Raw genomic sequence first — 18,087 nt, 5'->3', positions numbered from 1 at the left:
CGGGCGTCGGGCGTACAAGCGTTCGCGGTTGTACGCCGTTCCTTCGTCCGTTGCCCGCTTCGTGGTCGGTTCGGAGCGCCCTTGAACGGGGCTTCGGGCTCGGGGCCGCAGTGCCTGGTGACCAAGGTCAGGCGGCGGATAACCGCGAACGGTTATTCGCCCTACGCTCCCGGCGGTTTCGGTGCATGGCTTGACTCCGCTCCCTCTCCCTAACCCTCTCCCTGAAGGGAGAGGGGACCGTTGGGCAGAACAGGAGGTTATGCAGTTAGCCGACAGCCTCGACGGTTTCCGGTGAAAGCATTCCTTCTCTCGGCACGGACAAGCTCCCTCTCCCGCTTGCGGGAGAGGGCTGGGGAGAGGGTTACGGACGCCAACGCAGCTCCGAAGCCGAACCTAGCCGAGGTGCCTTGCGTTACAGCGACTGCGCCGGGTCCGCCGCCACCGCCGCGGCCTTGCGTACGAACAGGCAGTAGGCGGCCGTCAGCAGCGCCAGGAACGGGATGCCGAAGACCAGGGTCATGCGGAAGGCATCGACGAAGGCGGTGGTCAGCAGGATCGCCAGCATGAGCCCCAGCCCCAGCAGCGTCGCCCAGGGGAACCCCCACATGCGGAAGGACAGCTGCAGGGCGCCGCGCGCCTGGTGGTAGCGGCGGAAGCGGTAGTGGGTGAAGAAGATCATCATCCAGGCGAAGAGCGCGCCGAAGATCGAGATGGCCATCATCAGCATGAACGACTGCTCGGGAAACGCCACGTTGACCAGGGTCGCCAGGGCGATGCCGGTGCAGGACAGCGCCAGCGCGTTCAGCGGCACCCCGGCGCCGCTCAGCCGGCCCATGGCGCGGGGCGCGTAGCCGGCGCGCGAGAGGCTGAACATCATCCGCGTGGTGGTGTAGAGCTGGCTGTTCATCGCCGACAGCGCCGCCACCAGGATGACGAAGTTGATCAGCCCGGTGGCGCCGGGAATCCCGACCTGCTGCATGACGCTGACGAAGGGGCTCTCGGCGCCCTGCCCCGACCGGTCCCAGGGCAGCATGGCGAGGATCAGCGCCAGGGTCAGGATGTAGAACACCAGCAGGCGCACCATGGTCACGCGGAAGGCCTGCTTCACCGCGCGCTCGGGCTGTTCGGCCTCGCCGGCGGCCACCGCGATCATCTCGATGCTCAGGTAGCTGAAGATGGCGATGATCACCGCGACCCACATGCCGGACAGCCCGTGGGGCAGGAAGCCGCCGTGCGCGACGTAGTGATGGAAGCCGTACTCCGGGTGCGTGCCGCCGAACACCAGCCAGGCGCCGAGCAGGATGAAGGCGAGGATGGCGCTGATCTTGATCGCCGAGAAGGCGTACTCGAAGTGGCCGAAGGCCTTGACGCTGATGGCGTTGGTCAGGATCAGCGCCGAGGAGAACAGCAGGATCCACACCCAGCTGGCCACGCCGGGGAACCAGTACTTCATGTACAGGGCGATGGCGGTGACCTCGGTGCCCACCGCCAGGACGATGGCCGCCCAGTAGGCGTAACGCACCAGGAAGCCGGCCAGCGGGCCGACGTAGAACTCGGCGTAGGCGCCGAAGGAGCCGGAGGTGGGATGGGCCACGGTCATCTCCGCCAGGCAGCCCATCAGCAACAGCGCGATCAGCGCGCCTATGGCGTAGCTGAGCAGCACGCCGGGGCCGGCGAAGCCGATGGCGAAGCTGCTGCCCATGAAGAGCCCGGTGCCGATGGCGCCGCCAATGGCGATCATGCTCATCTGCGCCGAGGTGAGCTGGCGCTTGAGCCCCTGCTCGCGTGCCGCGATGGCGGCGAATCCAGTCTTGTCGTTCATCTTGTGCCTCTGGGGTCTTGTCGTTATGGCGGGCGTCAGAGCAGTTGCAGCGGGTATTCGACGATCACCCGCACTTCGTCGTTGTCGGCGGTGTCGGCGCGGGCCACCTGAGCGCTGGAGCGCACGCTGGCCTGGCGCACGCGGATCGACAGGTCCTTCGCCGCGCCGGACTGCACCACGTAGCCCAGCTCGATATCGCGCTCCCAGCGCCTGCCGTCGTCGCCATAGCGTCCGTAGGCGCCGTTGGGGCCGCCCTGGTAATGGCTGTCGTCGATGTGGTCGCCGCTGACGTAGCGGCTCATGAAGGTCAGCCCGGGTACGCCGAAGCCGGCCAGGTCGAGGTCGTAGCGCAGTTGCCAGGAGCGTTCGTTGGGGCCGTTGAAGTCCAGCACCTGCACCGAGTTGGCGAGGTAGATCGAGGTGCCGCTCTGGCGGTCGAAGCCCAGGTAGTCGAAGGGTTCGTCGCCGTGCACGCGCTGGTGGGCCAGGGTCAGCGCCTGGGCGCCCTGGCTGTAGCGCACGGCGGCGGACCAGGTGGTGTTGTCGATGTCGCCGGCCAGCCGGCGGCCGTCGTCGAGGGTGCGGTAGAGGTTGAAGTCGAGGTTCAGCGCTCGGCCGTCGCCCAGCTCCAGGCGCTGGCCGGCGCTGGCGTAGTACTGCCGCCAGATGTCGTCGAAGCGCGAGCTGTAGGCGGACAGGCGGGTGCCTTCACGCGGCGTCCAGGCCAGGCCCGCATAGTCGACCGCGCGGGTTTCCACCTGGGCGTAGAGCGCCTTGAGCGCGCCGTCGGCGTTGCTGGAGTTGCCGTCGTTGCCGGCGGTGAAGTGCCCGGCGTCGAACAGCAGGCCGTCCAGCTCGCGGCTGCTGAGCGAAACGCCGATGGCCATCGGGGTGAACAGGCGCGCGTTGCCGGTGCCGAACACCGGGTTCATCGGTGCCTGGCTGCCATATTTCAGCTCGCTGCGGGAGACCCGCAGCTTCACCGCGGCGCCGGCTTCGGAATACTCGTCTTCCGGCTCGCCCCGGGAGTCCACCGGCAGCAGGTCGGTGCCCGTGCGGGCGCGGCTGCTATCGAGCTTGAGGCCCAGGTTGGCATAGGCGTCCACGCCGACGCCGACGGTGCCCGGGGTATAGCCGGAGCGGTAGTCCAGCATCATCCCGTGGGCCCATTCCTGGCGATAGTTCTGCCCGCCCGGGTTGTTCAGCAGGTTGCGATGGAAGAAGAAGTTGCGCTGGGTCAGCAGCAGCTGGCTGCCGGCGAGGAATCCGCCGTCGGCTTCGTCCGCCAGCACCGGCGCGCTCAGCGCGACGAGCGCGAGCAAGGGACACATCGGCAAGGGATGCAGCTTCATGGAGGGGATCGACCTTTTTGTTGTACTTGTCAGTCAAGGCGGGCGCCAGCCGGCGCCCGGGGAAGGCCCTGGCGGGCCGGATCAGGTCACCTGCTTGCGGGTCATGAAGCGCTCTGCGCGCCAGGCGCCGCTGTCGAGCACGTCGCCGAGGATTTCCGCGGCGTCCCAAACATCGCTGTAGCGGGTGTACAGCGGGGTGAAGCCGAAGCGCATGATCCGCGGCTCGCGGTAGTCGCCGATGACCCCGCGGTCGATCAGCGCCTGCACCACCGCGTAGCCCTCGGGATGCTCGAAGCTGACGTGGCTGCCGCGGCGGGCGTGCTCCAGTGGCGTCACCAGGGTCAGCGGGTGGGCCGCGCAGCGGGCCTGGACGCGTTCGATGAAGAGGTCGGTCAGGGCCAGCGACTTCGCGCGCAGGGCCTGCATGTCGGTCTTGGCGAAGCTGTCCAGGCCGCATTCGACCAGGGCCATGGAGGTGATCGGCTGGGTCCCGCAGAGGTAGCGGCCGATGCCCGGCGCCGGCGCGTAGGCCGGTTCCATGCCGAACTGGCGGGCATGGCCCCACCAGCCGGACAGCGGTTGCCAGACCTGCTCGCGCAGCGCCGGCGACACCCAGACGAATGCCGGGGAACCGGGGCCGCCGTTGAGGTACTTGTAGGTGCAGCCGATGGCGTAGTCGGCACCGGCCGCCGTGAGGTCGACCGGCACGGCGCCGACCGAATGGCACAGGTCCCAGATGGTCAGCGCGCCGCATTCATGGGCCAGCGCGGTGAGCGCGGCCATGTCGTGCAGGTGGCCGGTCTTGTAGTTCACCTGGGTGAGCAGCAGCACCGCGGTATCGGCGCCGACGGCAGCCGGCACGTCCTCCGGACGATCCACCAGGCGCAGCTGGTAACCCTGGCGGAGCATGTCGGCCAGGCCCTCGACCATGTAGATGTCGGTGGGGAAGTTGCTGCGCTCGGTGACGATCACCTTGCGCGCGGGATCGCGGCCCGCCTGCACGCGCAGGGCCGCCACCAGCACCTTGAACAGGTTGATCGAGGTGGTGTCGGTGACCACCACCTCGTCTTCGCCGGCACCGATCAGGCGCGCCAGCTGGTTGCCCAGGCGCTCCGGCAGGGCGCGCCAGCCGGCGCCGTTCCAGCTACCGATGAGGCCTTCGCCCCACTCTTGCGCCAGCACCTGGCGGGCGCGCTCCAGCGCCGCCCTGGGACGGGCGCCGAGGGAGTTGCCGTCCAGGTAGATCACCCCTTCGGGCAGCGCGAAGTCGTCACGCAGCGCGGCCAGGGGGTCGCGGGCATCGAGGGCCAGGCAGTCTTCTCTTGTTGTCATGTCGGTTCCTAGTGCGAAAGACGACGCAGCACGGCGCGCACCGGGCTGGCATCGAGATGGGTGAACTTGAGCGGGAGGGCGATCAGCTCGTAGTCGCCGGGCGGCACCTCGTCGAGCAACAGGCCTTCGAGGATGGCCATGCGCTGGCGGGCGACGGCGCGGTGCGCGTCGAGGCGCTTGCTGTCCTGCGGGTCGAGCGACGGGGTGTCGGTCCCCACCAGGCGCACGCCATGGGCGGCGAGCAGCTCGATGCAGGCCGGATCGACGGCGGCGAAGCGCTCCGGCCAGGCGTCCAGCGGCGCCTTGCGCCAGGTGCGGATCAGCACCCGCGGCGGCACCCCGGCCAGGTGGCCGAGCAGGTGCCCGGGGAGCACGCAAGGCAGCGCATCCAGGCAGTGGATCACCCGGCAGGGGCCGAGGTAGGGCGCCAGGTCCACCGCGCCTATGGCGGCGCCGTCGGCGTCGTAGTGCAAGGGGGCGTCGGCGTGCGCCCCGGTGTGCGGCGACAGGGTGATGCGCCCGACGTTGACCGGGCACTGCTCATCGATCCGCCAGCAGCGCTCCTCCTGGAAGGGCGTGTCGCCCGGCCAGGTCGGGGTGCTGGTGTCCAGCGGCGGGCTGATGTCCCACAGGGTGCGGTCGTCGGGCATGCTCGGTCTCCTCGGCAGGTGGGAGGATGATGCTGCAACGCCCCGTGCAGTTTCGTGCTATCTTCGTCGCGAATGCGCCGCTCATTCGCAGATAATTTCTCCAACAAAGCCTTTCATAGAAGATCCTGCAGATGACTCTCGACAGCACCGACTTGCGCATCCTGCTCTGCCTGCAGCACAACGGCCGCATCAGCAACCAGGAGCTGGCGGAGAAGGTCGCGCTGTCGCCGTCGGCCTGCCTGCGGCGCCTGCGCAATCTGGAGGAGGAAGGCATCGTCTGCGGCTATCGCCCGGTGCTGGACGCCGAGCGGCTGGGCATCGAGCTGGAGGCGCTGGTGCATGTGTCCATGCGCCAGGACGAGGCGGACTGGCACGAGCGCTTCGTCGAGCGGGTGCAAGGCTGGCCCGAGGTGGTCGGCGCCTATATCGTCACCGGGCACAGCAACTACGTGCTGCGGGTGCAGGCGCGCAGCCTGAAGCAGTTCTCCGACTTCATCGTCAATCGCCTGAACCGCGCCAACGGCGTGACCGACATCCGCTCGGAAATCATCCTGCAGACCATCAAGGAAGGCGGCGGCGTGCTCGACCTGCTGGCCGCACGCCGCTAGGCCGGTTCAACGGGCGAGGAAGGCGGCCACCGCGTCGGCGGTGCTGTCCAGATGCTGCTCATGGCTCAAACCCGAGGCCTTCAGCGGCTTCAGGTCATGGTCCGCCGCCGCCAGCCACTGGACGCGGATCGCCGGCGACAGCAGGTACTGCGCCACGTGCGCGCGGTCGCCCAGGGCGTCGCGTTCGCCCTGGACGATCAGCGTCGGCGTGCGCAGCTCGGCCAGGTGCGCCACCCGCGGCTTCTCCGGCTTGCCCGCGGCGTAGAAGGGGTAGCCCAGGCACACCAGGACGTCGGCGCCGAGTTCGTCGGCCAGCAGGCTGGCCATGCGCCCGCCCATGGACTTGCCGCCGATGGCCAGCGGCCCCTGCACCTGCCCGCGTACTTCGGCGAATACCTGGCGCCAGCACTCCAGCAGCTGCTTCTGCGGGTTCGGCGGGCGCCGGCGGCCGTCCTCGCGGCGGGCGGCCATGTAGGGGAACTCGAAACGCGCCACCGCCACGCCGCGGGCGGCCAGGCGCCGGGCGATCTCGTCCATGAACGGGCTGTCCATGGGCGCGCCGGCGCCATGGGCCAGGACGAGGGTCGCCGACAGCGCGCCGACGGGTCGGTTCCACAGCAGCGACAAAGCGCCACAGTCACGTATTGGCACCGCCTCGGAGGCCGATTGATCGGAATCAATATTCCGTTTCCGGGGTTTATCCATTCTTCGCTCCGCTAGTTGCGTAATTAGTACCTGTCCCTGGGGAGGGGCGGCGTTCGCCGTAAGGAACCCGCCGGGATGGGCTAGCCCATAACCGTGGATGGAAGCCCATATACCATGAGCACAACCAATCAGACCGCTTATAACTACAAGGTGGTCCGCCAGTTCGCCGTGATGACGGTGATCTGGGGAATCGTCGGCATGCTGGTCGGCGTCGTCATCGCCGCCCAGCTGGTGTGGCCGGAACTCAACCTCGGCTTGCCGTGGACGAGCTTCGGACGCCTGCGCCCGCTGCACACCAATGCCGTGATCTTCGCCTTCGGTGGCTGCGCCCTGTTCGCCACCAGCTACTATGCGGTGCAGCGTACCTGCCAGACCCGCCTGTTCTCCGACACCCTGGCCTCCTTCACCTTCTGGGGCTGGCAGCTGGTGATCCTGCTGGCCGCCATCAGCCTGCCGCTGGGCTACACCTCCTCCAAGGAGTACGCCGAGCTGGAATGGCCGATCGACATCCTCATCACCATCGTCTGGGTCGCCTACGCCGTGGTGTTCTTCGGCACCCTGGTGAAGCGCAAGACCAAGCACATCTACGTGGGCAACTGGTTCTTCGGCGGCTTCATCCTGACCGTGGCGCTGCTGCACGTGGTCAACAACCTGGAGCTGCCGGTCGGCTTCATGAAGTCGTACTCCATCTACTCCGGCGCCACCGACGCCATGGTCCAGTGGTGGTACGGCCACAACGCCGTGGGCTTCTTCCTGACCGCCGGCTTCCTGGGGATGATGTACTACTTCGTGCCCAAGCAGGCCGAACGCCCGGTCTACTCCTATCGCCTGTCGATCGTGCACTTCTGGGCACTGATCGCCGTGTACATCTGGGCCGGCCCGCACCACCTGCACTACACCGCCCTGCCGGACTGGGCGCAGTCCCTGGGCATGGTGATGTCGCTGATCCTCCTGGCGCCGTCCTGGGGCGGCATGATCAACGGCATGATGACCCTCTCGGGCGCCTGGCATAAGCTGCGCAGCGACCCCATCCTGCGCTTCCTGGTGGTATCCCTGGCCTTCTACGGCATGTCCACCTTCGAAGGCCCGATGATGGCCATCAAGACCGTCAACGCCCTCTCCCACTACACCGACTGGACCATCGGCCACGTGCACGCCGGCGCCCTGGGCTGGGTCGCCATGGTCTCCATCGGCTCGCTGTACCACATGATCCCGAAGGTCTTCGGCCGCGAGCAGATGCACAGCGTGGGCCTGATCAACGCGCACTTCTGGCTGGCCACCATCGGCACCGTGCTCTACATCGCCTCGATGTGGGTCAACGGCATCACCCAGGGCCTGATGTGGCGTGCGGTCAACGCCGACGGCACCCTCACCTACTCCTTCGTCGAAGCGCTCGCCGCCGGCCACCCCGGCTTCGTGGTGCGCATGATCGGTGGCGCCGTGTTCCTCAGCGGCATGCTGATCATGGCCTACAACACCTGGCGCACCATTGCCTCCTCCAAGGCGGAGGACGCTGAAGCGGCCGCCCGGATTCCCGCCGTCGTAGGAGCCCACTGATGAAACACGAAGTACTCGAGAAAAACGTCGGCCTGCTGGCCCTGTGCATGGCCGTGGCCGTGAGCATCGGCGGCCTGACGCAGATCGTCCCGCTGTTCTTCCAGGACGTCACCAACACCCCGGTGGAAGGCATGAAGCCCTACACCGCCCTGCAACTGGAAGGGCGCGACATCTACATCCGCGAAGGCTGCGTCGGCTGCCACTCGCAGATGATCCGCCCGTTCCGCGCCGAGACCGAGCGCTACGGCCACTACTCCGTGGCTGGCGAGAGCGTCTGGGACCACCCCTTCCTGTGGGGCTCCAAGCGTACCGGCCCGGACCTGGCCCGCGTCGGCGGCCGCTACTCCGACGACTGGCACCGCGCGCACCTGTACAACCCGCGCAACGTGGTGCCGGAATCGAAGATGCCCGCCTACCCCTGGCTGGTCGAGAACAAGCTCGACGGCAAGGACATCGAGGGCAAGCTGAAGGCCATGCGCACCCTCGGCGTGCCCTACACCGACGAGGACATCGCCGGCGCCCGCGACAGCGTCCAGGGCAAGAGCGAGATGGACGCCCTGGTGGCCTACCTGCAGGGCCTGGGCACAGCGATCAAGAACAAGCGGTGATGGCCATGGACATCGGAACCATCCGCGGCCTCGGCACCGTCGTGGTGATGCTCGCCTTCATCGGCGTCACCCTCTGGGCCTACAGCGGCAAGCGCAAGCAGCGCTTCGACGCCGACGCCCTGCTGCCCTTCGCCGACGACCCGCAGGCTCTGCGCCACGCCGAGCATGAACAAGCTTCTGGGAGCAACAAAGCATGACTACCTTCTGGAGTCTGTACATCACCGTACTGACCGTCGGATCGCTGATCGCCCTGCTATGGCTGGTCTTCGCCACCCGCAGCGGCGAGACCAAGGGCGCCACCGACCAGACCATGGGGCACTCCTTCGACGGTATCGAGGAATACGACAACCCGCTGCCGCGCTGGTGGTTCCTGCTGTTCGTGGGCACCATCGTCTTCGCCGTCGGCTACCTGGCCCTGTACCCGGGCCTGGGCAACTGGAAGGGCATCCTGCCGGGCTACACCGACGGCTGGACCCAGGTGAAGCAGCTGGAACGCGAGCAGGCCATGGCCGACGAGAAATATGCGCCGATCTTCGCCAAGTACTCGGCCATGTCCATCGAGGAAGTGGCCAAGGACCCGGCGGCGCTGAAGACCGGCGAGCGCCTGTTCGCCACCTACTGCTCGATCTGCCACGGCTCCGACGCCAAGGGCGCCATGGGCTTCCCCAACCTGACCGACCAGGACTGGCGCTGGGGTGGCGACGCGCAGACCATCCAGACCACCATCCTGGGCGGCCGCCACGCGGTGATGCCGGCCTGGGGCGAGGTGCTGGGCGACCAGGGCGTGCATGACGTGGCTGCATTCGTCACCACCAAGCTGGACGGCCGCAAGCTGCCCGAAGGCGTGACCGATGCCCAGGTGGCCAATGGCGAGAAACTCTTCGCCACCACCTGCATCGCCTGCCACGGCCCCGAAGGCAAGGGCACCGCCGCCCTGGGCGCGCCGGACCTGACCCACCCGGGTGCGTTCATCTACGGCTCGGGCTTCGCCCAGCTGCAGCAGACCATCCGCCATGGCCGCCAGGGCCAGATGCCGGCCCAGGAAGCCTACCTGGGCAAGGACAAGGTCCACGTCCTGGCCGCGTACATCTACAACATTTCCCGCCCGGAGAACGCCAACTGACCCCCTGCCGCTCGCGCCCGCCCGGGCGCGAGCAACTTCCGCGCAGTTACGCGACCAAGTGTCGCACCTGGCGCGCGCCATTCCTTCACACTGCTCTAGATCAAGACTAAGCTCATTCCATCCGTGAGTCGCCGGTAATTCGGGGAAACCCTACGCTTATCAGGGTTTCAACGCCGGCAGAGAGCCTGAAAAACATTGGCAGAAATGCCCTCAAAGCGGCATGCGCAGCGGCTCCGGAGCCTATTCCGGCGCGTTGCATTGCCTACTGGCTTTCTACATACTTGCCGCCGTTTTTTGTCCCTAAATAGCAAAAAAACCGTGGAACCTTAGAATGAGCACAGCAATCAGTCCGACTGCTTATAACTATAAGGTAATCCGCCAGTTCGCCATCATGACGGTGGTCTGGGGATACTAGGAATGGGGATGGGTGTTTTCATCGCCTCACAGTTGGTATGGCCCGAGCTGAACTTCGGGCTGCCGTGGACCAGTTTCGGGCGACTTCGCCCGCTGCACACCAACCTGGTGATCTTCGCCTTCGGCGGCTGTGCTCTGTTCGCAACCTCCTACTACGTGGTGCAACGCACCTGTCAGACCCGCCTGATTTCCGATAGCCTGGCCGCCTTCACCTTCTGGGGCTGGCAACTGGTGATCGTGCTGGCCGGCATCACCCTGCCGCTGGGCTACACCTCCTCCAAGGAGTACGCCGAGCTGGAATGGCCGATCGACATCCTGATCGCCATCGTCTGGGTCACCTACGCCGTGGTGTTCTTCGGCACCATCGTCAAGCGCCAGACCAAGCACATCTACGTGGGCAACTGGTTCTACGGCGGCTTCATCCTGGTTACCGCGATGCTGCACATCGTCAACAACCTGGAGATCCCGGTCGGCTGGTTCAAGTCCTACTCCATCTATGCCGGCGCCACCGACGCCATGGTCCAGTGGTGGTACGGCCACAACGCCGTGGGCTTCTTCCTGACCACCGGCTTCCTCGGCATGATGTACTACTTCGTGCCCAAGCAGGCCGAGCGCCCGGTCTACTCCTACCGCCTGTCCATCGTCCACTTCTGGGCGCTGATCACCCTGTACATCTGGGCCGGCCCGCACCACTTGCACTACACCGCCCTGCCGGACTGGGCGCAGTCCCTGGGCATGGTGATGTCGCTGATCCTCCTGGCGCCCTCCTGGGGCGGCATGATCAACGGCATGATGACCCTCTCCGGCGCCTGGCATAAGCTGCGCACCGACCCCATCCTGCGCTTCCTGGTGGTGTCCCTGGCCTTCTACGGCATGTCCACCTTCGAAGGCCCGATGATGGCCATCAAGACCGTCAACTCGCTGTCCCACTACACCGACTGGACCATCGGCCACGTGCACGCCGGCGCCCTGGGCTGGGTAGCGATGATCTCCATCGGCTCGCTGTACCACATGATCCCGAAGGTCTTCGGCCGCGAGCAGATGCACAGCACCGGCCTGATCAACGCGCACTTCTGGCTCGCCACCATCGGCACCGTGCTCTACATCGCCTCGATGTGGGTCAACGGCATCACCCAGGGCCTGATGTGGCGCGCGGTGAACACCGACGGCACCCTCACCTACTCCTTCGTGGAAGCGCTGCAGGCCAGCCACCCGGGCTTCATGGTCCGTGCGCTGGGCGGCTTCTTCTTCGCCTTCGGCATGCTGCTGATGGCCTACAACACCTTCCGTACCGTGCGCGGCTACAACGCGGCTGAAGTCGACGCCGCGGCCCGTATTCCCGCTGTAGGAGCTCATTGATGAAGCACGAAGCAGTCGAGAAGAACATCGGCCTGCTGGCCTTCTTCATGGTCATCGCCGTCAGCATCGGCGGCCTGACGCAGATCGTCCCGCTGTTCTTCCAGGACGTGACCAACAAGCCGGTGGAAGGCATGAAGCCGCGCACCGCGCTGGAGCTCGAAGGCCGTGACATCTATATCCGCGAAGGCTGCGTCGGCTGCCACTCGCAGATGATCCGCCCGTTCCGCGCCGAGACCGAGCGCTACGGCCACTACTCCGTGGCCGGCGAGAGCGTCTGGGACCACCCCTTCCTGTGGGGCTCCAAGCGTACCGGCCCGGACCTGGCCCGCGTCGGCGGCCGCTACTCCGACGACTGGCACCGCGCGCACCTGTACAACCCGCGCAACGTAGTGCCGGAATCGAAGATGCCCGCCTACCCCTGGCTGGTCGAGAACAAGCTCGACGGCAAGGACATCGAGACCAAGATGCAGGCCATGCGCACCCTCGGCGTGCCCTACACCGACGAAGACGTCGCCGGTGCTCGCGATGCCGTCAAGGGCAAGACCGAGATGGACGCCCTGGTGGCCTACCTGCAGGGCCTGGGTACCATCATCAAGAGCAAACGGTGACAGCAGATGGATATCGGGACGATTCGCGGCCTCGGCACCGTCGTGGTGATGGTGGCCTTCGTCGGCGTACTGCTCTGGGCCTATAGCGGCAAGCGCAAGCAGCGCTTCGACCAGGACGCCCTGCTGCCCTTCGCGGACGACCCGGCAGCCATGAAGCACGTCGAGCAAGAGCAAGCTTCTAGGAGCAACAAAGAATGACAACCTTCTGGAGTCTGTACGTCACCGTACTTACCCTGGGCACCATCTTCGCCCTGGCCTGGCTGCTGTTCGCCACCCGCCGCGGCCAGCGCAGCGAAGCCACCGACGAGACCGTCGGCCACTCCTTCGACGGCATCGAGGAGTACGACAACCCGCTGCCGAAGTGGTGGTTCATGCTGTTCGTCGCCACCTTCATCTTCGCCCTCGGCTACCTGGTCCTGTACCCGGGCCTGGGCAACTGGAAAGGCCTGCTGCCGGGCTACCAGGAAGTCAGCGACGGCAAGCCCTTCGCCAATGGCCAGCCGGGTTGGACCGGCGTGCACCAGTGGGAGAAGGAAATGGCCAAGGCCGACGAGAAATATGGGCCGATCTTCGCCAAATTCGCCGCCATGCCCATCGAAGAGGTGGCCAAGGACCCGCTGGCGCTGAAGATGGGCGGCCGCCTGTTCGCCTCCAACTGCTCGGTCTGCCACGGCTCCGACGCCAAGGGCGCCTACGGCTTCCCCAACCTGACCGACCAGGACTGGCGCTGGGGCGGCAGCACCGCGGACATCGAGACCACCATCAAGGGTGGCCGCCACGCCGCCATGCCGGCCTGGGGCGAGGTACTGGGCGACCAGGGCGTGCATGACGTGGCCGCCTTCGTCACCAGCAAGCTGGACGGCCGCAAGCTGCCCGAAGGCGTGACCGACGAACAGGTCGCCAACGGCCAGAAGATCTTCGCCACCACCTGCGTCGCCTGCCACGGCCCCGAAGGCAAGGGCACCGCCGCCATGGGCGCGCCCAACCTGACCCACCCGGCCGCGTTCATCTACGGCTCGAGCTTCTCCCAGCTGCAGCAGACCATCCGCTACGGCCGCCAGGGCCAGATGCCGGCCCAGCAGGAGCGCCTCGGCGGCGACCAGGTGCACCTGCTGGCCGCCTACGTGTACAGCCTGTCCCAGGGTGATGCGCAGAAGAGCGAATAAGCGCTTCCGCCCTCCCCTCGCAACACCCAGCGGCGCCGGCTACCACCGGCGCCGCTCTATTTCGGGGGGACGAAAAAATTTAGGACGTTTCCGACGCGACCAACGGTCGCACCGTTGCACGCAGAGCCAAGTCGTATCATGTTTAGGCGTGCAGCCATATCCTGACCCTTTCGGCATGTATCGACGGGGCACCCTCCCACTGCCGTGGTACGCACTGATGAGCAAACAGATTCCCGTGCAAGACGTCACACCGCCCGCGAAGAAGGGTGGAGAGAACGTCGACCTCTATGCCTCCCGCGAGAAGATCTACACCCGGGCCTTCACCGGGTTCTTCCGCAACCTGCGCCGTGTCGGCGGCGCTTTCCTGTTCCTTCTCTACTTCGGCACCGTGTGGCTGACCTGGAACGGTCGGCAGGCGGTGTGGTGGGACTTGCCCGAGCGCAAGTTCTACATCTTCGGCGCCACCTTCTGGCCGCAGGACTTCATCCTCCTCTCCGGCCTGCTGATCATCTGCGCCTTCGGGCTGTTCTTCATCACGGTGTTCGCCGGCCGCGTGTGGTGCGGCTACACCTGCCCGCAGAGCGTGTGGACCTGGATCTTCATGTGGTGCGAGAAGGTCACCGAAGGCGACCGCAACCAGCGCATGAAGCTGGACAAGGCGCCGATGAGCGCCAACAAGCTGCTGCGCAAGGCCGCCAAGCACTCGTTGTGGCTGCTGATCGGCCTGGTCACCGGCCTGACCTTCGTCGGCTACTTCGCCCCCATGCGCGAGCTGCTGGCCGACCTGGTCACCGGCGAGGCCGACGGCTGGGCCTACTTCTGGGTGGGCTTCTTCACCCTGGCCACCTACGGCAACGCCGGCTGGCTGCGCGAGCAGGTGTGCATCTACATGTGCCCCTACGCGCGCTTCCAGAGCGTGATGTTCGACAAGGACACCCTGATCGTCTCCTACGACCCGCGCCGCGGCGAGAAGCGCGGCCCGCGCAAGAAGACCCTGGACTACAAGGCCCAGGGCCTGGGCGACTGCATCGACTGCACCATGTGCGTGCAGGTCTGCCCCACCGGCATCGACATCCGCGACGGCCTGCAGATCGAATGCATCGGCTGCGCCGCCTGCATCGACGCCTGCGACAGCATCATGGACAAGATGAACTACCCGCGCGGGCTGATCAGCTACACCACCGAGCACAACCTGTCCGGGCAGAAGACGCACCTGGTGCGCCCGCGCCTGATCGGCTACGCCATCGCCCTGTGCGTGATGATGAGCCTGCTGGCGACCGCCGTGGTGATCCGCCCGCTGGTGGGCTTCGACGTCAGCAAGGACCGCGTGCTCTACCGCGAGAACGCCGAAGGCCGGATCGAGAACGTCTACAGCCTGAAGATCATGAACAAGGACCAGCGCGACCACACCTACGTGCTCGGCGCCAAGGGCCTGGACGGTCTGACCCTGGAAGGCCGCAAGGAAGTCCAGGTGGCCGCCGGCGACATCCTCGCCATGCCGGTGGAACTGGCGGTGGACCCGGACAAGCTGCCGTCCAGCACCAACAAGATCACCTTCACCATCCAGTCGGTGGACGATCCGTCCATCAGCAAGGAAGCCGACAGCCGCTTCATCGGCCCGGTCGTACGCTGAACCCCGGCTGAACCGCAACGCATCCCGCCCCCGCGGCGGGATGCCAGCGGCGCCCGGAGCACGTAGAATCCGCCCCACCCCGGCGAGCCGCCCACCCCTCGGGCAGGCCGCTTCCGCCCCGCGGACCACGAGAGAGAAAAACCCATGCAGTCGGCGCCCGTACAACCCTGGTACAAGCACCTCTGGCCCTGGATCATCATCGGCATGCTCGCCACCTCGGTGTTCCTCAGCCTGACGATGGTGCGCATCGCCGTGGAGAACCAGGACACCCTGGTCAACGACAACTACTACGAGGCCGGCAAGGGCATCAACCGCTCGCTGGACCGCGAACACCTGGCCCAGCAACTGCACATGCAGGCCCAGGTACGCCTGGACAAGCTCACCGGCGAGGTCGAGGTGCGCCTGAAAGGCAATAGCCAGCCGGCGCAGCTGACCCTCAACCTGATCTCCCCCACCCTGGAATCCCAGGACCGCCACGTCAACCTGCTGCCGGCCAACGAGCCGGGCCGCTACACCGGCCGCCTGGACAGCGCCGTCGAAGGGCGCCGCTTCGTCGAGCTGCTCGGCGAACAGGACGGCCACGCCTGGCGCCTGTTCGAGGAAGAGAAGCTGGTTGCCGACGGCGAGATCCTCCTCGGCGACGAACCCCTCAAGGGGGATGAAGTCCAGCGCCCATGAGCGCCCCCCTGCCCTGCTACCACTGCGCGCTGCCGGTTCCGCCCGGCAGCCGCTTCACCGCCCGGGTCCTCGGCGAGACCCGCGAATTCTGCTGCCCCGGCTGCCAGGCGGTGGCCGAGGCCATCGTCGCCGGCGGCCTGGAAGGCTACTACCGGCACCGCACCGAGACGGCCACCAACCCCGAGGCGCTGCCGGCCCAGCTGAACGACGAACTGGCCCTGCTCGACCGCCCGGACGTGCAGCAGCCCTTCGTCCAGCACCAGGGCGAGCTGGCCGAGACCACCCTGATCCTCGAAGGCATCAGCTGCGCCGCCTGCGGCTGGCTGATCGAGAAGCACCTGCGGCGCCTGCCGGCGGTGGCCGAGGCCGGGCTCAACCTGTCCAACCACCGCCTGCACGTACGCTGGGCCGACAGCCAGCTGCCGCTCAGCGCCCTGCTCGCCGAGCTGCGCAAGATCGGTTACGCCGCCCACCCCTACCACCCGGACAAGGCCGCCGAACAGCTCGCCGAAGAGAACCGCCGCGCCCTGCGCCAGCTCGGCGTGGCCGGCCTGCTGTGGTTCCAGGCGATGATGGCGACCATGGCCACCTGGCCGGAATTCAACATCGACCTCAGCGCCGAGATGCATGAAATCCTGCGCTGGGTGGCGATGTTCCTCACCACGCCCATCGTCTTCTACTCCTGCCAGCCGTTCTTCCGCGGCGCCCTGCGCGACCTGCGCACGCGCCACCTGACCATGGACGTCTCGGTGTCCCTGGCCATCGGCGGCGCCTACCTGGCCGGCATCTGGACAGCCATCACCGGCAAGGGCGACCTGTACTTCGACGCGGTGGGCATGTTCGCCCTGTTCCTGCTCGCCGGCCGCTACCTCGAACGCCGCGCCCGCGAGCGCACGGCGGCAGCCACCGCGCAGTTGGTGAACCTGCTGCCGGCCTCCTGCCTGCGCCTGGACGAGGCCGGCAACGGCCAGCGCATCCTGCTCAGCGAGCTGCGCGTCGGCGACCGGGTGCTGGTGCCGCCGGGCGCGGTGCTGCCGGCCGACGGCCTGATCCTCGCCGGGCAGTCCAGCGTCGACGAATCCCTGCTCACCGGCGAATACCTGCCGCAGCCGCGCCAGGCCGGTGACAGCGTCACCGGCGGCACCCTCAACGTCGAGGGCCCGCTGACCCTGCAGGTACAGGCCCTGGGCGACGACAGCCGGCTGTCGGCCATCGTCCGCCTGCTGGAACGCGCCCAGGCCGACAAGCCGCGCCTGGCGCAGGTCGCCGACAGCGCCGCGCAATGGTTCCTGCTGGTACTGCTGGTGCTGGCCGTGGTGGTCGGCCTGTTCTGGTGGCAGCACGACGCCTCGCGGGCCTTCTGGGTGGTGCTGGCCATGCTGGTCGCCACCTGCCCCTGCGCCCTCTCCCTGGCCACGCCCACCGCCCTCACCGCGGCCACCGGCAGCCTGCACAAGCTCGGCCTGCTGCTCACCCGCGGCCATGTGCTGGAAGGCCTGAAACGCATCGACACGGTGATCTTCGACAAGACCGGCACCCTCACCGAAGGCCGCCTGACCCTGCGCGCCATCCAGCCCCTGGGGGCGCTGGACGGCGAGCGCTGCCTGGCCCTGGCCGCGGCCCTGGAAAACCGCTCCGAACACCCCATCGCCCGCGCCTTCGGCCGCGCCCCGCAGCCCGCCGAGGCGGTGGAGAGCCACCCCGGCCTGGGCCTGGAAGGCGTGGTCGACGGCCAGCGCCTGCGCATCGGCCAGGCGGCCTTCGTCTGCGCCCTGAGCGGCCTGCCGGAACCGGCCATGCCCCGCGAGCACGGCCAGTGGCTGCTGCTGGGCGACGAACATGGCCCGCTGGCCTGGCTGGTGCTCGACGACCGCCTGCGCGACGACGCCCCGGCCCTGCTGCAGGCCTGCCGCGAGCGCGGCTGGCGCACCCTGCTGCTGTCCGGCGACAGCTCGCCGATGGTGCAGAGCGTGGCCGCCGAACTGGGCATCGACGAAGTCCACGGCGGCCTGCGCCCGGACGACAAGCTGGCGATCCTCAAGCAGTTGCACGGCGAAGGCCGCCACGTGCTGATGCTGGGCGATGGCGTCAACGACGTGCCGGTGCTGGCCGCCGCCGACATCAGCGTGGCCATGGGCAGCGCCACCGACCTGGCCAAGACCAGCGCCGACGCGGTGCTGCTGTCCAACCGCCTGGACAGCCTGGTGCAGGCCTTCTCCCTGGCCCGCCGCACGCGCCGGGTGATCATCGAGAACCTGGCCTGGGCGGGGTTGTACAATGGGCTGATGCTGCCCTTCGCCGCCCTCGGCTGGATCACCCCGGCCTGGGCGGCCATCGGCATGTCGGTCAGCTCGCTGACCGTGGTGCTCAACGCCCTGCGCCTGACCCGCGTGCGCGGCCTGCCGGCGGCCGCCGAGGCACAGCCCCTGGCCGCCCCGCTCGCCGCCCACTGAGGCGGCGCAGGCCTTTTCA

16 protein-coding genes and 1 pseudogene are annotated in these 18,087 nt (G+C 67.4%); 12 read left to right on the top strand and 5 right to left on the bottom strand.

Annotated features, from left to right (window positions below; genetic code table 11):
- Window positions 1-412: 412 nt before the first annotated feature.
- The 4 genes from PKO50_RS12640 to kynB form a co-directional block, all read right to left on the bottom strand.
- Complete coding sequence (locus tag PKO50_RS12640) at window positions 413-1,822, bottom strand: amino acid permease (RefSeq protein ID WP_275629899.1); 1,410 nt, start codon at window positions 1,820-1,822, stop codon at window positions 413-415.
- A 35-nt stretch (window positions 1,823-1,857) separates the two neighbouring features.
- Window positions 1,858-3,153: an OprD family porin gene (locus PKO50_RS12635; RefSeq protein ID WP_256595948.1), complete on the bottom strand. Its 1,296-nt coding sequence runs from the start codon at window positions 3,151-3,153 to the stop codon at window positions 1,858-1,860.
- A 102-nt stretch (window positions 3,154-3,255) separates the two neighbouring features.
- On the bottom strand, window positions 3,256-4,506 hold the full coding sequence (gene kynU / locus PKO50_RS12630; protein ID WP_275629898.1) for a kynureninase: 1,251 nt from the start codon (window positions 4,504-4,506) through the stop codon (window positions 3,256-3,258).
- A gap of 8 nt (window positions 4,507-4,514) precedes the next feature.
- A complete protein-coding gene (gene kynB, locus PKO50_RS12625; protein WP_109935756.1) occupies window positions 4,515-5,156 on the bottom strand; it encodes an arylformamidase in 642 nt (213 codons plus the stop codon).
- A gap of 131 nt (window positions 5,157-5,287) precedes the next feature.
- Between kynB and PKO50_RS12620 the strand changes: the two genes are divergently transcribed.
- Window positions 5,288-5,764: an Lrp/AsnC family transcriptional regulator gene (locus PKO50_RS12620; RefSeq protein WP_109935755.1), complete on the top strand. Its 477-nt coding sequence runs from the start codon at window positions 5,288-5,290 to the stop codon at window positions 5,762-5,764.
- A 6-nt stretch (window positions 5,765-5,770) separates the two neighbouring features.
- On the opposite strand, the gene PKO50_RS12615 is transcribed toward PKO50_RS12620, so the two are convergent.
- Window positions 5,771-6,469, bottom strand: coding sequence for an alpha/beta family hydrolase (locus PKO50_RS12615; RefSeq protein ID WP_346770501.1), 699 nt, complete (start codon window positions 6,467-6,469; stop codon window positions 5,771-5,773).
- Window positions 6,470-6,583: 114 nt separating this feature from the next.
- Here PKO50_RS12615 and ccoN (PKO50_RS12610) point away from each other — a divergent pair, with 114 nt between their 5' ends.
- The 11 genes and pseudogenes from ccoN (PKO50_RS12610) (at window position 6,584) to PKO50_RS12560 (ending at window position 18,068) form a co-directional block, all read left to right on the top strand.
- Window positions 6,584-8,026: a cytochrome-c oxidase, cbb3-type subunit I gene (gene ccoN, locus PKO50_RS12610; protein ID WP_109935753.1), complete on the top strand. Its 1,443-nt coding sequence runs from the start codon at window positions 6,584-6,586 to the stop codon at window positions 8,024-8,026.
- Window positions 8,026-8,634 carry a cytochrome-c oxidase, cbb3-type subunit II gene (gene ccoO, locus PKO50_RS12605; protein ID WP_275629896.1) on the top strand — a complete coding sequence of 203 codons (609 nt, stop codon included), beginning with the start codon at window positions 8,026-8,028 and terminating at the stop codon, window positions 8,632-8,634. The genes ccoN (PKO50_RS12610) and ccoO (PKO50_RS12605) overlap by 1 nt, the downstream gene beginning before the upstream one ends.
- A gap of 5 nt (window positions 8,635-8,639) precedes the next feature.
- On the top strand, window positions 8,640-8,831 hold the full coding sequence (locus tag PKO50_RS12600) for a CcoQ/FixQ family Cbb3-type cytochrome c oxidase assembly chaperone (protein ID WP_024128706.1): 192 nt from the start codon (window positions 8,640-8,642) through the stop codon (window positions 8,829-8,831).
- Window positions 8,828-9,757, top strand: a complete 930-nt coding sequence (gene ccoP / locus PKO50_RS12595) for a cytochrome-c oxidase, cbb3-type subunit III (protein ID WP_275629895.1) — start codon at window positions 8,828-8,830, stop codon at window positions 9,755-9,757. The genes PKO50_RS12600 and ccoP (PKO50_RS12595) overlap by 4 nt, the downstream gene beginning before the upstream one ends.
- A gap of 331 nt (window positions 9,758-10,088) precedes the next feature.
- A pseudogene (gene ccoN, locus PKO50_RS12590) lies at window positions 10,089-11,530 on the top strand (cytochrome-c oxidase, cbb3-type subunit I).
- Window positions 11,530-12,138: a cytochrome-c oxidase, cbb3-type subunit II gene (gene ccoO / locus PKO50_RS12585; protein WP_275629894.1), complete on the top strand. Its 609-nt coding sequence runs from the start codon at window positions 11,530-11,532 to the stop codon at window positions 12,136-12,138. Before ccoN (PKO50_RS12590) ends, ccoO (PKO50_RS12585) begins: the two are co-directional and overlap by 1 nt.
- Window positions 12,139-12,144: 6 nt before the next feature.
- Window positions 12,145-12,336 (top strand): CcoQ/FixQ family Cbb3-type cytochrome c oxidase assembly chaperone, encoded by a 192-nt coding sequence (locus PKO50_RS12580; RefSeq protein WP_109935751.1) that lies wholly within the window; start codon window positions 12,145-12,147, stop codon window positions 12,334-12,336.
- Window positions 12,333-13,304 (top strand): cytochrome-c oxidase, cbb3-type subunit III, encoded by a 972-nt coding sequence (gene ccoP, locus PKO50_RS12575; protein WP_109935750.1) that lies wholly within the window; start codon window positions 12,333-12,335, stop codon window positions 13,302-13,304. Before PKO50_RS12580 ends, ccoP (PKO50_RS12575) begins: the two co-directional genes overlap by 4 nt.
- A 217-nt stretch (window positions 13,305-13,521) precedes the next feature.
- Complete coding sequence (gene ccoG, locus PKO50_RS12570) at window positions 13,522-14,937, top strand: cytochrome c oxidase accessory protein CcoG (RefSeq protein ID WP_275629893.1); 1,416 nt, start codon at window positions 13,522-13,524, stop codon at window positions 14,935-14,937.
- Between the two features lie 144 nt (window positions 14,938-15,081).
- The gene (locus PKO50_RS12565) at window positions 15,082-15,615 is read left to right on the top strand and encodes a FixH family protein (RefSeq protein WP_275629892.1); all 534 of its coding nucleotides are present in this window, start codon (window positions 15,082-15,084) and stop codon (window positions 15,613-15,615) included.
- Entirely contained in the window at window positions 15,612-18,068 is a 2,457-nt protein-coding gene (locus PKO50_RS12560) for a heavy metal translocating P-type ATPase (protein ID WP_275629891.1), read from the top strand. Before PKO50_RS12565 ends, PKO50_RS12560 begins: the two co-directional genes overlap by 4 nt.
- Window positions 18,069-18,087: the final 19 nt, after the last annotated feature.

Source organism: Pseudomonas sp. 273 (assembly GCF_029201425.1).
Lineage (GTDB): Bacteria > Pseudomonadota > Gammaproteobacteria > Pseudomonadales > Pseudomonadaceae > Pseudomonas > Pseudomonas delhiensis.
The sequence above is the reverse complement of the archived record's forward strand: the minus strand, read 5'-3'. Positions and strand labels throughout refer to the sequence as shown.

Bases quoted from the DNA above. Each gene is read 5' to 3' on its own strand.
- PKO50_RS12640 (WP_275629899.1), bottom strand. From the start codon at position 1,822: ATGAACGACAAGACTGGATTCGCCGCCATCGCGGCACGCGAGCAGGGG.
- PKO50_RS12635 (WP_256595948.1), bottom strand. From the start codon at position 3,153: ATGTGTCCCTTGCTCGCGCTCGTCGCGCTGAGCGCGCCGGTGCTGGCG.
- kynU (WP_275629898.1), bottom strand. From the start codon at position 4,506: ATGACAACAAGAGAAGACTGCCTGGCCCTCGATGCCCGCGACCCCCTG.
- kynB (WP_109935756.1), bottom strand. From the start codon at position 5,156: ATGCCCGACGACCGCACCCTGTGGGACATCAGCCCGCCGCTGGACACC.
- PKO50_RS12620 (WP_109935755.1), top strand. From the start codon at position 5,288: ATGACTCTCGACAGCACCGACTTGCGCATCCTGCTCTGCCTGCAGCAC.
- PKO50_RS12615 (WP_346770501.1), bottom strand. From the start codon at position 6,469: ATGGATAAACCCCGGAAACGGAATATTGATTCCGATCAATCGGCCTCC.
- ccoN (WP_109935753.1), top strand. From the start codon at position 6,584: ATGAGCACAACCAATCAGACCGCTTATAACTACAAGGTGGTCCGCCAG.
- ccoO (WP_275629896.1), top strand. From the start codon at position 8,026: ATGAAACACGAAGTACTCGAGAAAAACGTCGGCCTGCTGGCCCTGTGC.
- PKO50_RS12600 (WP_024128706.1), top strand. From the start codon at position 8,640: ATGGACATCGGAACCATCCGCGGCCTCGGCACCGTCGTGGTGATGCTC.
- ccoP (WP_275629895.1), top strand. From the start codon at position 8,828: ATGACTACCTTCTGGAGTCTGTACATCACCGTACTGACCGTCGGATCG.
- ccoO (WP_275629894.1), top strand. From the start codon at position 11,530: ATGAAGCACGAAGCAGTCGAGAAGAACATCGGCCTGCTGGCCTTCTTC.
- PKO50_RS12580 (WP_109935751.1), top strand. From the start codon at position 12,145: ATGGATATCGGGACGATTCGCGGCCTCGGCACCGTCGTGGTGATGGTG.
- ccoP (WP_109935750.1), top strand. From the start codon at position 12,333: ATGACAACCTTCTGGAGTCTGTACGTCACCGTACTTACCCTGGGCACC.
- ccoG (WP_275629893.1), top strand. From the start codon at position 13,522: ATGAGCAAACAGATTCCCGTGCAAGACGTCACACCGCCCGCGAAGAAG.
- PKO50_RS12565 (WP_275629892.1), top strand. From the start codon at position 15,082: ATGCAGTCGGCGCCCGTACAACCCTGGTACAAGCACCTCTGGCCCTGG.
- PKO50_RS12560 (WP_275629891.1), top strand. From the start codon at position 15,612: ATGAGCGCCCCCCTGCCCTGCTACCACTGCGCGCTGCCGGTTCCGCCC.